The 13,439-nt window shown below is 73.9% G+C and carries 14 protein-coding genes; 7 read left to right on the top strand and 7 right to left on the bottom strand.

The features are described from left to right. Position 1: 1 nt before the first annotated feature. Both UQW22_RS03635 and UQW22_RS03630 read right to left on the bottom strand, forming a co-directional pair. On the bottom strand, positions 2-1,588 hold the full coding sequence (locus UQW22_RS03635; RefSeq protein ID WP_407319485.1) for a Na+/H+ antiporter NhaC family protein: 1,587 nt from the start codon (positions 1,586-1,588) through the stop codon (positions 2-4). 12 nt (positions 1,589-1,600) lie between these two features. Continuing rightward, positions 1,601-1,777: a hypothetical protein gene (locus tag UQW22_RS03630; protein ID WP_407319484.1), complete on the bottom strand. Its 177-nt coding sequence runs from the start codon at positions 1,775-1,777 to the stop codon at positions 1,601-1,603. Between the two features lie 148 nt (positions 1,778-1,925). Here UQW22_RS03630 and UQW22_RS03625 point away from each other — a divergent pair, with 148 nt between their 5' ends. After that, on the top strand, positions 1,926-3,125 hold the full coding sequence (locus UQW22_RS03625) for an SH3 domain-containing protein (RefSeq protein WP_407319482.1): 1,200 nt from the start codon (positions 1,926-1,928) through the stop codon (positions 3,123-3,125). A gap of 6 nt (positions 3,126-3,131) precedes the next feature. Here UQW22_RS03625 and UQW22_RS03620 read toward each other — a convergent pair whose 3' ends face one another. Continuing rightward, positions 3,132-3,899, bottom strand: coding sequence for an SDR family oxidoreductase (locus tag UQW22_RS03620; RefSeq protein WP_407319481.1), 768 nt, complete (start codon positions 3,897-3,899; stop codon positions 3,132-3,134). Positions 3,900-4,013: 114 nt separating this feature from the next. Between UQW22_RS03620 and UQW22_RS03615 the strand changes: the two genes are divergently transcribed. Next, positions 4,014-4,859 (top strand): helix-turn-helix transcriptional regulator, encoded by an 846-nt coding sequence (locus UQW22_RS03615; protein ID WP_407319480.1) that lies wholly within the window; start codon positions 4,014-4,016, stop codon positions 4,857-4,859. Between the two features lie 16 nt (positions 4,860-4,875). Here the strand turns inward: UQW22_RS03615 and purB are convergent, their stop codons facing one another. Both purB and UQW22_RS03605 read right to left on the bottom strand, forming a co-directional pair. Beyond that, on the bottom strand, positions 4,876-6,366 hold the full coding sequence (purB, locus tag UQW22_RS03610) for an adenylosuccinate lyase (protein ID WP_407319478.1): 1,491 nt from the start codon (positions 6,364-6,366) through the stop codon (positions 4,876-4,878). A 16-nt stretch (positions 6,367-6,382) separates the two neighbouring features. Continuing rightward, entirely contained in the window at positions 6,383-7,714 is a 1,332-nt protein-coding gene (locus tag UQW22_RS03605) for an FAD-binding oxidoreductase (protein WP_407319477.1), read from the bottom strand. 113 nt (positions 7,715-7,827) lie between these two features. Between UQW22_RS03605 and UQW22_RS03600 the strand changes: the two genes are divergently transcribed. The 3 genes from UQW22_RS03600 to UQW22_RS03590 all read left to right on the top strand — a co-directional run bounded on the left by UQW22_RS03600 (position 7,828) and on the right by UQW22_RS03590 (position 10,538). Next, a complete protein-coding gene (locus UQW22_RS03600) occupies positions 7,828-8,679 on the top strand; it encodes a sigma-70 family RNA polymerase sigma factor (RefSeq protein WP_407319476.1) in 852 nt (283 codons plus the stop codon). Positions 8,680-8,760: 81 nt separating this feature from the next. After that, positions 8,761-8,991 carry a hypothetical protein gene (locus UQW22_RS03595; protein WP_407319475.1) on the top strand — a complete coding sequence of 77 codons (231 nt, stop codon included), beginning with the start codon at positions 8,761-8,763 and terminating at the stop codon, positions 8,989-8,991. Further along, on the top strand, positions 8,988-10,538 hold the full coding sequence (locus UQW22_RS03590; RefSeq protein ID WP_407319474.1) for a hypothetical protein: 1,551 nt from the start codon (positions 8,988-8,990) through the stop codon (positions 10,536-10,538). Before UQW22_RS03595 ends, UQW22_RS03590 begins: the two co-directional genes overlap by 4 nt. Before the next feature lie 12 nt (positions 10,539-10,550). Here the strand turns inward: UQW22_RS03590 and UQW22_RS03585 are convergent, their stop codons facing one another. Further along, positions 10,551-10,943, bottom strand: a complete 393-nt coding sequence (locus UQW22_RS03585) for a phage holin family protein (protein WP_407319473.1) — start codon at positions 10,941-10,943, stop codon at positions 10,551-10,553. 183 nt (positions 10,944-11,126) lie between these two features. Between UQW22_RS03585 and UQW22_RS03580 the strand changes: the two genes are divergently transcribed. Continuing rightward, positions 11,127-11,273, top strand: coding sequence for a hypothetical protein (locus UQW22_RS03580; RefSeq protein ID WP_407319472.1), 147 nt, complete (start codon positions 11,127-11,129; stop codon positions 11,271-11,273). Positions 11,274-11,563: 290 nt separating this feature from the next. Continuing rightward, entirely contained in the window at positions 11,564-12,652 is a 1,089-nt protein-coding gene (gene hisC / locus UQW22_RS03575) for a histidinol-phosphate transaminase (RefSeq protein WP_407320713.1), read from the top strand. Between the two features lie 104 nt (positions 12,653-12,756). Here the strand turns inward: hisC and UQW22_RS03570 are convergent, their stop codons facing one another. Further along, positions 12,757-13,209 (bottom strand): hypothetical protein, encoded by a 453-nt coding sequence (locus tag UQW22_RS03570; RefSeq protein ID WP_407319471.1) that lies wholly within the window; start codon positions 13,207-13,209, stop codon positions 12,757-12,759. Positions 13,210-13,439: the final 230 nt, after the last annotated feature.

Here is a 13,439-nt window from a genome sequence, read left to right as displayed (position 1 = left end):
CTCAGGCGGTGGCGCGGTCGGGGTCGCCGAGCGGCCGGCGCACGGCACGGGCGACCCCCACGAGCACGCCGAGGGCCACGACGACGACCAGCAGCCCGACGGCGGTACCCGCCCCCAGTGCGACCGCCACGTAGCCTGCCAGCGCGGCCAGGCCGGCGGCGCCCGCGTACGGGAGCTGGGTCAGCACGTGCGTGATGACGTCGGAGCCGGCGCCCGTGGAGGACAGGATCGTGGTGTCGGAGATCGGCGACGCGTGGTCGCCGAGCACGGCGCCGGCCAGGACGGCGCCCAGGGCGGGCAGGAGGAGGTCGGTCTCGCCGACGGTGTTCATGATCCCGCCGACCAGGGGCAGCAGCAGTGCGAAGGACCCCCAGGAGGTCCCGGTGGCGAACGCCATCGCGGCCGCGAGGACGAAGATCACCGGTATCAGCCAGCTCGCCGCGAGGTCCGTGTCCTCGACCAGGCCGCCCAGGTAGGCGCCGGTCCCGAGCTGGTCGATGAGGCCGGTGAGCATCCAGGCGAGGACCAGGATGCTCACGGCCGGCCACATCGACCGGACGCCCTCGACCCACCCGCGGCCGAAGTCCCGACCGGAGAAGCGGGGGTTCGGCGAGGTGTAGCGCAGGTAGTAGTAGACGGCGGCCACCAGCCCGAGCAGCCCGCCGACCATGAGGGCGGCGCTGGTGTCGGTCTCGGCGAGGATGTCGACCACCGACCAGCTCCCGGCAGCCGCGTACCCGGTCCAGACGATGCCGGCCAGCACGCCGACGACGAGCAGGATGAACGGGACGAACAGGGCGCGCCGCGCGCCGGGCTCGTGCACCGGCAGGTCGTCCGAGAGCTGGCCGGGGACGGTGGCGTCCTCGGCGAAGGTGCGGCCGTCGGTGACGGCCCGGTGCTCCTCGCGGCGCATCGGTCCGACGTCGAGCCGCAGGACGACGGCGAGCCACACCATCAGCACCGCCGCGATCGCGTAGTAGTTCGCGGCGGCCGCGCCGAGGAAGGCCTGCACGCTCGAGGTGGTCAGGGCGGACGCCGCGACGATCGGCGCGAGGAGGCCCATGATGTAGGCGCCCCAGCTCGAGAACGGCGCCAGGACGGCGACGGGCGCGGACGTCGAGTCGATGAGGTAGGCGAGCTTGGCGCGCGACACACGGTGCCGGTCGGTCACCGGGCGGGAGACCTGCCCGACGGCGAGCGCGTTGAAGTAGTCGTCGATGAAGATGACGATCCCCATCACCGCCGGCAGCACCTGAGCGCCGCGGCGGGTGCGGATGCGCTCCACGGCCCAGTCGGCGAACGCCTTCGTGCCGCCGGACATCATGATGAACGCCGCGATGACGCCGAGCAGCAGCGTGAAGGCCAGGATGTACACGTACCAGGTGTTGACCGCGCCGTCGGTCCAGAAGATCACGGCGAACGAGTCCCACACGAGGCGCGCCGTCTCCAGCGGGTCGAGGTCCGCGACGAGGAGCGCGGCGACGAGGATCCCGGTCCCGAGGCTGATGATCACCTTGCGGGTGATCACCACCAGGGCGATGGCGACCACCGGTGGCAGCAGCGTCAGGGCCGGGTAGCTCTCGAGCATGGGGTCCGGCCGTCAGCCGGCGTCGAACCGGCGCCCGTCCGCCTGGTCGCTCTTCTCGTGGCCGTCGTCGTCCGGCGGTGGGGCGTCGGCGAACCGCGGGTCCGTCACCGTGGTGTCGCGTCGTACGAGCTCCAGGGCGAAGGCGCTCGGCGGGACACGGGGGTCGCGCTCGGGTGCGTGCGTGGTCATGGCGATGCTCCTTCCGTCGTCTGCCACCGTAGGCGCGGTGGGCCGCGTCTGCGCGCTGTGCACTTCGACGCGCGGGATCGGGCGCGCCGTCCTACGGTGATGTGCGCGAGCAACAGTTCTCGCCCTGACCGGCACGGAGGCTGGCGCCATGGGAACGACTCGACGCAGGGTGGTCACGCTGTTGCTGGCGGCCGCCACCACTCTCGGGCTGGCGCTGACGGGCGTCGGTGTCGCGGTCCCGGCGCAGGCAGCCACCACGGTCGCCGCGCCGCTCAAGGACCGGACGTACGTGCTGTCCTCCTACTACGGACCGCGGTGCATGCCGGTCCGGGGGTCCTCGACCTACCACCTCGGGCAGGACTTCGGGGCGTCCTCGGGCACCGATGTCCGTGCGGTCGCCGCGGGGACCGTCTCGCGCGCCGGCGCGGTCCGGGGCTTCGGTCAGTGGGTCGTGATCGACCACCGGATCGGCGGCACGACGTTCTCCTCGCTGTACGCCCACGTCATCGACGGCGACGGGCGGGTCAAGAAGGGGCAGAAGGTCAAGAAGGGGCAGCACATCGCCGACGTCGGGTCGACCGGCACGTCGACCTCCCCGCACCTGCACCTGGAGGTGTGGCGGGGCGGCTACCCGGACGGGAAGGCGGTGGACCCGCTGAGCTTCCTCAAGAGCCGCGGGATCGACCTCACCCAGCGGTCGACGCGCAACTACGCGCGCTCCGTGCCGTCGTCCTGCAAGTACTTCACGGCCGACGAGGTCAACCTCCGCAGCGGGCCGGGGACGGGCTACCGCGTGCTGCGCACCCTGCAGCCGAACGTGGTGCTGCGGGCCGAGCCGGGCGACGGCTCCGGCGTCTGGCGCAAGGTCACCCGGTCGGGGCGGACGGGCTGGGTGCACCGCGACTACGTCTCGCCCGGCTACACGTCGCAGGGGACGCGCTACACGCTCACGTCGCTCAACATGCGCGCCAAGTCGTCGACGTCGTCCAAGGTCCGGCGCACGATCCCCGCCGACGCCAAGGTCACCATGCTGCGCGAGGTCAAGGGGTCCTGGCAGCGGATCCGCTACGGCGGGAAGAACGGCTGGGTCTCCGCGCGGTACATCTCCGACACCCGCGACGGCGCGCAGGTGGTCCGCAAGACGTCCGGCAAGACCTACTCGTGGGTGGACACGACCAAGCTCCAGCTGCGCAAGGGGCCCTCGACGTCGACGTCGAAGGTGCGGACGCTCCGGCGCGACCAGCGCGTCCAGCACCTCGCCACGATGAGGAACGGCTGGCTGAAGGTCAGGCACGGCGCGAAGACGGGCTACGTCGCCACGCGGTACCTGACCTCCGACAAGCCGTAGACGAGGTCAGCGGGCGGCGGCCGGAAGGTCCAGGCCGTTGACCTGCGCGACGGTCTCCGCGTAGCGGCCGTCGATCTCGGCCCGTCGCATGAAATGCACGTCCTCGACGAGGATCTCGTGCGCGTCCGGGTCCGCCGCGAGCAGCGCCACCACCTCGTCGGCGAAGGCGTCCAGCGGGAGTGCTCCAGGATGCTTCTCGAGGATCGGCGTCAGCGAGGTGGACACGGCCGGCGGGACGATCTCGACGACCTGGACGCCCAGCGGTTCGAGCTGGAGCCGTAGCCCCTCCGAGAGGCTGTGGATCGCGGCCTTCGTCGCGTTGTACGTCGGCGTGAGCGCGAGGGGGACGTGCGCCAGCCCGGAGGAGACGGTGACGAACGCGGCGCCCGGCCGCGTCTGCAGGTGCTCGGTGAACGCGGCGAGCAGGCGGAGCGGCCCGAGCAGGTTCGTGGTGACGACCTGCTCCGCCGCGTCGAGCGTCGTCGGAGAGCTCCAGTCCTCCGCCGGCATGATGCCCGCCATCGCGACGACGACGTCCAGGTCCGGGTGGCGGTCGAGCACGGCGCGGGCCGCGGCCTCGATGCTCGTCGGGTCCGTGGTGTCGATCTCGACGGTGTCGATGCCGGGGTGCTCGGCCGCGATCGCGGTGAGCCGCTCGGTGCGGCGCCCGCCCACGATCACGGTGCTGCCGGCCGCGTGCAGTCGCTGCGCGAGAGCCAGGCCGATGCCGCTCGTCGCGCCGGGGATGAAGACGGTGCTGTGCGTGATGTCCATGCCTCCACGGTGCGCGCGGCACCGCGGCGGCGGGAGAGGACCCCTCGTCGGGGGACCGACGATCCCTGGATGAGCCCTGGCGCCCCGGGGTGCCGCCGCCGGACCATGGTGGGCATGGACCGAGTCGCGCTCGCCGCCTTCCTCCGCCGCCGCCGTGAGACCGTGCAGCCCGCGGACGTCGGGCTCACCGTCGGTGCCCGACGGCGCACGGCCGGCCTGCGCCGGGAGGAGGTCGCCGCGCTCGCAGCCATGTCCGTCGACTACTACACCCGGCTCGAGCAGCAGCGCGGCCCGCAGCCGAGCGAGCAGATGCTCGCGTCGATCGCCCGGGCTCTGCGGCTGACCGGGGACGAGGCCGACTACCTGTTCCGCGTGGCCGGACGTGGCACGCCCGACCGCATCGTCTGCCACCCCCACGTGGCGCCCGCCCTGCAGCGGGTGTTCGACCGGCTCCAGGACACCCCCGCGGTGATCATGTCCTGCGTCGGTGAGGCGCTCGTCGCCAACCACCTCGCCGTCGCCCTGTTCGGCGACCACTCCCAGGCCCGCGGCTGGGAGCGCAGCGAGTTCTACCGGTGGTTCACCGACCCCACGAGCCGGGCGATCTACCCCGCCGCGGACCGGGACCGCCACGGGCGGGCCGTCGTCGCGAACCTGCGCGCCGCCGTCGGCCTCGTCGGGACCGACTCGCCCGCCGGGGAGCTGGTCCGCGCCCTGCAGGCGGTCAGCCCCGAGTTCGTCGAGCTCTGGGAGCGGCACGAGGTCGCGCGGCGGTACGAGGACCACAAGGTGCTCGTGCACCCGGAGGTCGGCCCGATCGAGCTCGACTGCCAGGTGCTGTTCACCCAGGACCAGACCCAGTCGCTCCTGGTGCTCACTGCCGCGCCGCGCTCCGCCGACGCCGAGAAGCTGGCGCTGCTGTCCGTCGTCGGGCAGCAGGAGATGACCCGCTCGCGCTGACCGGGTCCGCCGAGCGTCAGTCCAGGTAGTCCTCGACCAGCCGCGCCGCGATGCCGGTGTACGCGGCCGGGGTGAGCTCGGCGAGGCGCGCGGCGACGTCGTCCGGCAGGCCGAGGCCGGCGACGAACTCCCGCATCCGCTCGCCGTCGACGCGCTGGCCGCGGGTGAGCTCCTTGAGCCGCTCGTAGGGGTTCTCCATGCCCTCGACGCCCGCGACGGAGGCGGCGCGCATCGCGGACTGGACCGGCTCGCCGAGCACCTCCCAGTTGTGGTCGAGGTCGTCGGCCATGAGGTCGACGTTGACGGCGAGGGCCTTCAGCCCACGGCGCACGTTGTCGATGGCGAGCAGCGAGTGGCCGAACGCCGGGCCGATGTTGCGCTGCGTGGTGGAGTCCGTGAGGTCGCGCTGCAGGCGGCTGGTGACCAGCGTGGCGGACAGCGTGTCCAGCAGGGAGCAGGAGATCTCGAGGTTCGCCTCGGCGTTCTCGAACCGGATCGGGTTGACCTTGTGCGGCATCGTCGAGGAGCCGGTGGCGCCCGCGACGGGGATCTGCGTGAAGAACCCGAGCGAGATGTACGTCCACACGTCCGTGGCGAGGTTGTGCAGGATCCGGTTGAAGCGTGCCACGTCGGCGTAGACCTCGGCCTGCCAGTCGTGCGACTCGATCTGCGTGGTGAGCGGGTTCCACGTCAGGCCCAGGTGCTCGACGAACGCCCGCGAGACGGCCGGCCAGTCCGCGCCCGGCACCGCGACGGTGTGCGCGCCGTAGGTGCCGGTGGCGCCGTTGAGCTTGCCGAGGAACTCCGCGCCGGCGATCCGGCGGAGCTGGCGGCGCAGCCGGTGCGCGAGCACCGCGACCTCCTTGCCCATCGTCGTCGGCGTCGCGGGCTGGCCGTGCGTGCGGCTCAGCATCGGCACGTCCGCGTGCTCGCGTGCCATCTCCGCGAGCTGGTCGGTCAGCGCCTCGGCCGCGGGCAGCCACACGTCGACGACGGCGCCGCGCACCATCAGCGCGTAGCTGAGGTTGTTGATGTCCTCGCTCGTGCAGGCGAAGTGCACCAGCTCGCTCGCGGCCGGCAGGTTCGTGTCGCCCAGCTCGTCGGGGGCGGCGGCGATGCGGCGCTTGATGAAGTACTCGACGGCCTTGACGTCGTGCACCGTCTCACGCTCGATGGCGCCGAGCTCCGCGATCTGGTCCGCACCGAAGGTCGCCGGGATCTGGCGCAGGTAGGCGACCTCCGCGTCCGACAGCGTGGGAGCGCCGGGCACCACGGGGCCCGGCGCGGCGGCCGTCCCGTTGCACAGCACGACGAGCCACTCGACCTCGACGTGGATGCGGGCCCGGTTGAGCGCGGCCTCGCTGAGGTGGTCCACGAGCGGGGCGACCGCACCGCGGTACCGGCCGTCGAGCGGCCCGAGGGCGATCGGCGGGGTGACGTCGGCGAGGTTCACCCGGTTCTGGTCGGTCGTCGGTGCGGGCTGCGGCTTGGAGGTCACGCCCGGCATTCTCCCACGGTGGCGGTCAGGCGAGCAGCGGGTACGCCCCGCGGACGACGCCGTGCGGGTCGCGGGCGCGCTTGAGGTCCTGGAGCCGGGCCATGCTGTCCGGGGCGAACGCCGCCGCGGCCCGCTCTCCGGGCGCGAGGAACGACGTCGGCTTGCGTCCGCTCGTCACCGTGCGGAGCTCACCGGGCAGTGCGGCCAGGCGGTGCCCGACGGCGTCGGAGAGCTCCGGGGAGAAAGCCAGGCCGAAGGCGTACAGAAGGTACGGCTCGGTCAGTGCGCCCAGGGCTCCGGCGTCCGGCCCGGGCGTCGCGAGCGCTCCGCCGAGGTGCCGCAGCTGCAGGAGCAGCAGCGGTGCGACGGGCTCGGTGAACAGCGCGGTGACGGCGTCGTCGTCGATGCCCGTGAGCAGCTCGGCGCGGGATCGGCCGGCCGCCGGCTCGGTCGGGTCGTCGGTGATGGCACCGACGTCGGCGAGGGCGACGGGGCCGACGGCGTGGGCGAGGGCCCCACCCACGGTGCCGAACGGGCGCAGGGCCTTCGCGGCCGACGGCGGGTCGCCGAGGTGCGCGACGTGCACGACGACGACGGGCGGCGCGCCGGGTGCCTCGACGCGGGTGAGCCACAGGCTGGTCTCCCGCGGGGCGGCTGCCGTGGCGGTGCGGTAGGCGTCCAGCACCGCGGCGGTGGTGGGGCCGTCGGCGGGCCACACGATGCGCCCCCCGGTCAGCGCCGGAACCGGGACGAGGTCGAGCTCGAGTGAGGTGACGACGGCGAGGTCGCCCCCGCCGCCGCGCAGTGCCCAGAAGAGCTCCGGGTCGGAGTCGGCGGTCACGCGGCGGGCCGCGCCGTCGGTGTCCACGACGTCCAGGCTCCGCACGTGGTCGGCGGCGAGGCCGTGCGCGCGGGAGAACCAACCGAGCCCGCCGCCGAGCGTGTAGCCCGTCACGCCCACGCCCGGTGCGCTGCCGAGCAGGCCCGTGAGCCCGTGCGGGGCGGCCTGCGCCCGTACGGCGGCCCACGTCGCGCCGGCGCCGACCCGTGCGGTGCGGGCGACGGGGTCGACCTCCACGCTGTCGAGCCGGCCGGTGCGCAGCAGGACCGTGCCGACGACGTCGCCCGTCGCCCCGTGCCCGGTGGACTGGGCGGTGACGGACAGTCCCGCCGCCCGGGCCTGGCGGACCGTCGTGGCGACGTCGGCGGCGTCCGCGGCCTCGACGACGGCTGCGACCGGCTGGCTCACCGCCAGGTTCCAGGGGGTGGCGGCCCGGGCGAAGCCGGGCTCACCGGGTAGGTGGAGCTGCCCGGTCAGGGAGGCGGCGAACGTGGTGGGCAGTGTCAGGGAGGTCATCTCGTGCTCCTGTGTCGACTATCACGTGTCGGTGTCGGCGGCCCGTGGTTCGGTAGGCACCGGCAGCGGTTGCTGCCACCCCTCTGACACGGGCGAGCCGAGGTGTGTGACACGTGAGCGCAGATGTCCTGGCCGAGCACTTCGAGTCCCGTCGCGCACACCTGCGGTCGGTCGCCTACCGGGTGCTGGGATCGACGGCTGACGCCGACGACGCCGTGCAGGAGGCATGGTTGCGGGCGCACGCTGCCGGAGCCGGCGGAGTGGACAACGTGGGTGGGTGGCTCACCACGATCGTGGCCCGGGTGTCGCTCAACCTGCTGCGCTCGCGCACGTCGCGGCGAGAGGTGGACTGGCGGACGCACGTGCCGGACCCGCTGGTCGAACCGATCGACGACCCCGAGGGGCGGGCGGTCGCGCACGACGAGGTGGGGACCGCACTCCTCGTCGTGCTCGACAGGCTGGCCCCGGCCGAACGGGTGGCGTTCGTGCTGCACGACCAGTTCGCCGTCCCGTTCGACGACGTCGCACTCGTCGTCGACCGGTCCGTGGCCGCGACCCGCCAGCTGGCGAGCCGCGCGCGCCGCAAGGTGCGTGACGAGGTGCCGGTGCAGGACGATCCCCCGCGCCGGCGCGAGGTCGTCGCGGCCTACCTGGCGGCGTCGCAGGCGGGCGACTTCGACAGGTTGCTCGCACTGCTGGACCCCGACGTGACGGCGCGGCTCGACGCCGGTGCGGCAGGGAGGTCGCAGCTCCGCCGCGGCGCCGCCGACGTGGCGTCCCAGGCCGCCCTCTACTTCGGTGTCGCGCAGTTCTCGCGGCTGGTGCTCGTCAACGGCTCGCCGGGCCTGGCCACGGTGCTCGCCGGCGGCGAGGTCATGTCCGTGCTGGCCTTCACGGTGCGCCACGGACGGGTCGTGCGGATCGACATCCTGTCCGACCGGGAGCGCCTCCGCGCCGTGGGGTGACGCTGTCCACCGGTGGCCGCCGTCCACAGGTGGTCGGGGCTGCCACCGCGGCCGCCGCGGGCTCCGCCTAGCGTCCCGCGCATGCTGCTGCCCACCTCCGACGTCGCGCAGGCCGCCGCCCGGCTCCGGGCCGCGCGGACCGCGCTCGACGACGCCGCCGCGCTGCTCGTCCGTGCCGCCCTGCTCGACTGGGGATCGCCGGCGGGTGACCGCTGCCGGACCGCCGTCGACGAGCTCCGCCGCGCGCTCGGCGTCGACGCCACGACCCTCGACCAGGCCGTCCGGGTCGCCGACGCCTGCGAGCTGCCGTGAGCCGCGACCCGCGCGAGACGCTCGTCGTGGTCGGTGGGCGGCCCGTGACGCAGGTCGACGCGACGGCGATCCGGGTGGCGGCCCGGTGGCTCGCCGCCGCCGCCGAGGACCTGCGGGTGGCGGCCGCGACGTCGGCGTCCGCCAGGTCCGCCCTCGACCGCGACCTGTGGACCCCCGTCCACCTCGGGGTCACGGACCCGTCCCGGGACGGACGGGTGCGGTGGGCACGGGCGCTCGCCGACGACGCCGCGGCGGCGCTCGCGCTGCGCGCCGACACCTGCGCGAGCCTGGAGCGACGTCTGCTCCTCGCCGCCGGACTGTACGAGCACGCCGAGTCGGCCACCGAGCAGGTCGTCGGGGCGGGGGTCACGGTCGTGACCGGCACGCTCGGGCTCGCGGTCACGTCCGTCGTCGCCGACCCCGTCCTGGGTTTCCCTCTGCGGCTGGTCGGGCGGTCCGGTCTGCTCGGCGTCGCCGCGCAGGCCGACGACCCCGACGCCCCGCGCGCCGCGCCGGCGACCGCCCCCGACGTCGCACCGGGTGACGGCGCGGGGATCGGCGGAGGGTTGGTGCGCGGGCTGTCCCCGTACGTGGACGAGGCCGTCCTCGGCGGCGGCGTGGGTGTCGCCGCCGGAGCACCGCTCGCCTCCGGCACGGACCTCTCGGTCACCGGCGGTGCGCGGGTGCTCTCCGACGCCGTCCGGAGCGCGCTGCCCGACGTCGAGGTCACCGTCGAACCGCTGGACCCCGGCGCCTTCACCGGTGGCGTCCCGGCGTGGCAGGGGTCGTGCGCCGGGGACGTCGGAGAGGCCCTGGCCCGGTCGGCGGACCTCTACGCGCACGGCAGCGGCATCCCGGGGCGGCCCGCGCCCGGACCGCCGCCGGGCACGATCGCCGTCCAGCAGGTCGCGCACGACGACGGGACGACGAGCTGGACCGTGCTGATCCCGGGGACCCAGGAGCTGCTGTCGCCCGAGAACCCTTTCGACGTCGCCACCGACCTCGACCTGATGGCACAGCAGACGGCGGACGTGGCGGTGGCCGTGGAGCAGGCGCTCGCCGACGCCGGAGCCGGCCCCGGGGAGCCCGTCGTGCTGGTCGGCCACTCGCTGGGCGGCATCGCGGCGACGTCGCTCGCGGCGTCATCGGCCTTCCGTCGCCGGCACCCGGTCGGGGGGCTGGTCACGGCGGGGGCACCGACGGCGACGTTCCGGGTGCCCCGCGGGGTGCCGGCGCTGCACCTGGAGAACACCGAGGAGCTCGTCTCCTCGCTCGACGGCCGGTCGGCGGCCGAGGCCGAGGTGGGACCGGACCGCGTGGTCGTGGGCCGCGACCTGGCCGGATCCGACGACCCGCGCGACCGGACGGCGTCGGGCAGAGTGCCCGAGGCGCACTCGATGTCCACCCATCTGCGCACCCTGGAGCAGGTGGAGTCGGTCCGGAACGTCCAGGTGGACGGCGTGGTCGCTCCGATCGAGGCGCTCCTGGACGGGGAACGCGCCGAGACCACGTTCTACGCGGTCCGGCGCGTCCCCGGCGAGGAGTGAGGAGGCCGGGGGTCAGTCCCGCTTGCCGGGGACGACCCAGCCGATGACCGTCTGCAGGACCGCGAGGATCAGCGCGATCCACAGGTACCACCAGAAGCCCCCGTGGATCTCGAGTCCCCAGTCGCCCAGCCACGCCTGGCTGGTCAGCCAGGACGTGATCCACAGCATGAGGGCGTTGATCAGCAGGTAGAACAGCCCCAGCGTGAGGACGAGCAGCGGCAACGAGATGAGGGACACGATCGGCTTCACGATCATGCTGACCAGGGAGAAGATCGTCGCCACGCCCAGGATGACGAGGACCCGCCCCAGCGTGTCGTCGCCGCCGTAGATCTCGAGGTTGTCGAAGATCAGGTCACCGATCCAGAGCGCGAGCGCCGTCACGATGATCCGTGCGATGAGGTTCATGACGGCATCGTGGCACGGGCGGGCGTCCACGGGAACAACCGCGGTGCCATGATCAGCGCATGGCCTCGATCATGAGGACCGCCATGCCGTTCGCCGGGCACGCCCGGCCGATCCGCGCGGTCGCGGCCGAGCTGGTCCGCCGCGGTCGCGGCCGAGCTGGTCCGCCGCGGCCACGACGTGCGGGTGTACACCGGCCGCGCCGACGCATCGATGTTCGACGACGTCGGGGCGCGCGGCGTGCCCTGGCAGGTCGCGCCGGACTTCGACGAGCGCGACCTCGCCGCGACCTTCCCACGCATGCGGGGGCGCAAGGGCTCGCGCAGGTCGTGACGAACCTGCGCGAGCTGTTCCCCGGGACGGCCGTCGCCCAGCAGACCGACCTGCTGGCGCTCGCGCACGCCGAACCGTGGGACCTGCTGGTCGGCGACCCGATGGCACTGGGCACCCGGCTGGCGCGCCGAACGGCTCGCGGCCGACGGCGCGGGCGCACCCTGGGCGACCGTCTCACCGATCGCGTACTGGCCGCCCGGGCTCTCGTGCGCCCCTACGAGCGGGTGCGCCGGGAGGCGGGGCTCGGGCCGGGCCAGGAGTCGCGACGTCAGGTGGCATCCTTGACGGCTGTGAGTCCTGCTGCCGGAGTTCCCTCGTCGCCCGTCGTCCCGCTGCGCGCCGCCGTCGCGGCCCTTCCCGCCTACGTGCCGGGAGCCCGCCCGTCCGGGCGGGCGTACAAGCTCTCCTCCAACGAGAACCCGTACCCGCCGCTGCCGTCCGTGCTCGCGGCGATCCAGACGGCCGCCGCCGAGGTGAACCGCTACCCGGACATGTACGCCGTGGAGCTCGTCGAGACGATCGCCGGGCACGTCGGGCTGCCCGCCGACCAGGTCGTCGTGGGCAACGGGTCCGTCGCGGTGCTGCAGCACGTGCTCGAGGCGGTCCTGGAGCCGGGCGACGAGGTCGTCTTCCCGTGGCGCTCCTTCGAGGCCTACCCCATCATCACGGCCGTCAGCGGGGGCACGGCCGTGACGATCCCGGTCACGGCCGACGGGCGCCTCGACCTGCCGGCGATGGCCGCCGCCGTCACCGAGCGCACCCGCGCCGTGCTGGTGTGCACGCCCAACAACCCCACCGGCCCGGTCGTGCACGCCGACGAGCTGGAGGCGCTCCTGGCGTCCGTGCGGCGGGACGTGCTCGTCGTCGTCGACGAGGCCTACCTCGAGTTCGTGCGCGACGACGACGCCCCCGACGGTCTCGACGTGCTGCGCCGCCACCCGAACGTCGTCGTGCTGCGCACCCTGTCCAAGGCGTACGGGCTCGCGGGCCTGCGTGTCGGGTACGCCCTGGCGGATCCGCGGCTCGCCGCCGGCATCCGGGCGACGTCCACGCCGTTCGGGGTGAACCACCTCGCCCAGCGCGCGGGGATCGCCGCGCTGCAGCCGCCGGCCCTGGCCGAGATGACCGAGCACGTCGAGGCGATCGTCGCCGAGCGCACCCGGGTCGCGGACGGCCTGCGGGAGCAGGGTCGGGACGTGCCGGACACCCAGGCGAACTTCGTGTGGCTCGGCCTGGGGGAGCGGACGGCGGAGCTGGCGGCGCAGGCGGCCGCGGCCGGTGTGCTGGTGCGCCCGTTCGCGGGCGACGGCATGCGCGTCAGCATCGGCGAGGTCGCGGCGAACGACGCGTTCCTGGCACTGGCCGCTGCCTGGCGCTGAAGCTGCGCAGCGAGGTCACGGGCCGAGCAGGGCCGCAGGGATCACGGCGACGCCGTCCTGGCGTCGATAGGCGTGCCTCCCCGTGGTCACCAGCACCAGGTCGGCTACGCGACCGCCGAGCTGTTCTGTGACCAGGCCGGCGTCGGGTCGAGCAACCAGAGCCCCGAGAGCGCTTCGCGATAGACCCCGGTCGTCCTCTTGGCAGGTTTGTCGCCGTGGTTCGGTGTCGCTGCGTCGAGGATCTCGCTGTACTTGGCGACCGAGGAGCTGGCCGCGGCGTAGGCAGCCAACCAGGCGCGCAGCGCCTCTGGGCGACGGACGGGGTACCCCTGCTCCGGGAACTCCCGCTCGACGATGTTCGCCAGGTACGTGTCCAGGGCCGCCCGGCGGAGACGAGCCGTCGGTGCGCGCCGGACGGCCGGTATGCCCGAGGTCACGATCTCTTCGACGTAGTCACCCAGGACGACATCGGTCTCGCCACCGATCTCCGCCCGTCCCTGGAGCAGGTCGCCCGGGCTGACGGTCGGCGCCTCGAGCCCGCGTTCGAAGAGGCTCATCGGTCGCATGCGCAGACCGATGATGCGCGCTGCCCCCGGAGTGGACTGCCGTCCCGCGGGGAGCGGTACTGCCGGTCAGGAGGAGCCGACCAGGTTCCGCCCCGGCGTCGACGGCGCGGCGGACGTGATCCCAGGACTCGGGCCACCGTTGCCACTCGTCGCCTCGACGTGGGGGTGGAGCTCGTCCAGCAGGTCGTCGGCGATCTGGCGGGCGTAGTCCGAGACTTCAC

Source organism: Isoptericola halotolerans (genome assembly GCF_045689585.1).
In the GTDB taxonomy this organism is placed as follows: Bacteria; Actinomycetota; Actinomycetes; order Actinomycetales; family Cellulomonadaceae; genus Isoptericola; species Isoptericola halotolerans_B.
Note: the sequence above shows the minus strand (reverse complement) of the source record. Positions and strands in the feature narration are given on the sequence as shown.

Excerpts from the sequence above, each read along its gene's own strand:
- UQW22_RS03630 (WP_407319484.1), bottom strand. The coding sequence starts at position 1,777 with ATGACCACGCACGCACCCGAGCGCGACCCCCGTGTCCCGCCGAGCGCC.
- purB (WP_407319478.1), bottom strand. The coding sequence starts at position 6,366 with ATGCCGGGCGTGACCTCCAAGCCGCAGCCCGCACCGACGACCGACCAG.
- UQW22_RS03625 (WP_407319482.1), top strand. The coding sequence starts at position 1,926 with ATGGGAACGACTCGACGCAGGGTGGTCACGCTGTTGCTGGCGGCCGCC.
- UQW22_RS03585 (WP_407319473.1), bottom strand. The coding sequence starts at position 10,943 with ATGAACCTCATCGCACGGATCATCGTGACGGCGCTCGCGCTCTGGATC.
- UQW22_RS03615 (WP_407319480.1), top strand. The coding sequence starts at position 4,014 with ATGGACCGAGTCGCGCTCGCCGCCTTCCTCCGCCGCCGCCGTGAGACC.
- UQW22_RS03605 (WP_407319477.1), bottom strand. The coding sequence starts at position 7,714 with ATGACCTCCCTGACACTGCCCACCACGTTCGCCGCCTCCCTGACCGGG.
- UQW22_RS03620 (WP_407319481.1), bottom strand. The coding sequence starts at position 3,899 with ATGGACATCACGCACAGCACCGTCTTCATCCCCGGCGCGACGAGCGGC.
- UQW22_RS03635 (WP_407319485.1), bottom strand. The coding sequence starts at position 1,588 with ATGCTCGAGAGCTACCCGGCCCTGACGCTGCTGCCACCGGTGGTCGCC.
- UQW22_RS03570 (WP_407319471.1), bottom strand. The coding sequence starts at position 13,209 with ATGAGCCTCTTCGAACGCGGGCTCGAGGCGCCGACCGTCAGCCCGGGC.
- UQW22_RS03595 (WP_407319475.1), top strand. The coding sequence starts at position 8,761 with ATGCTGCTGCCCACCTCCGACGTCGCGCAGGCCGCCGCCCGGCTCCGG.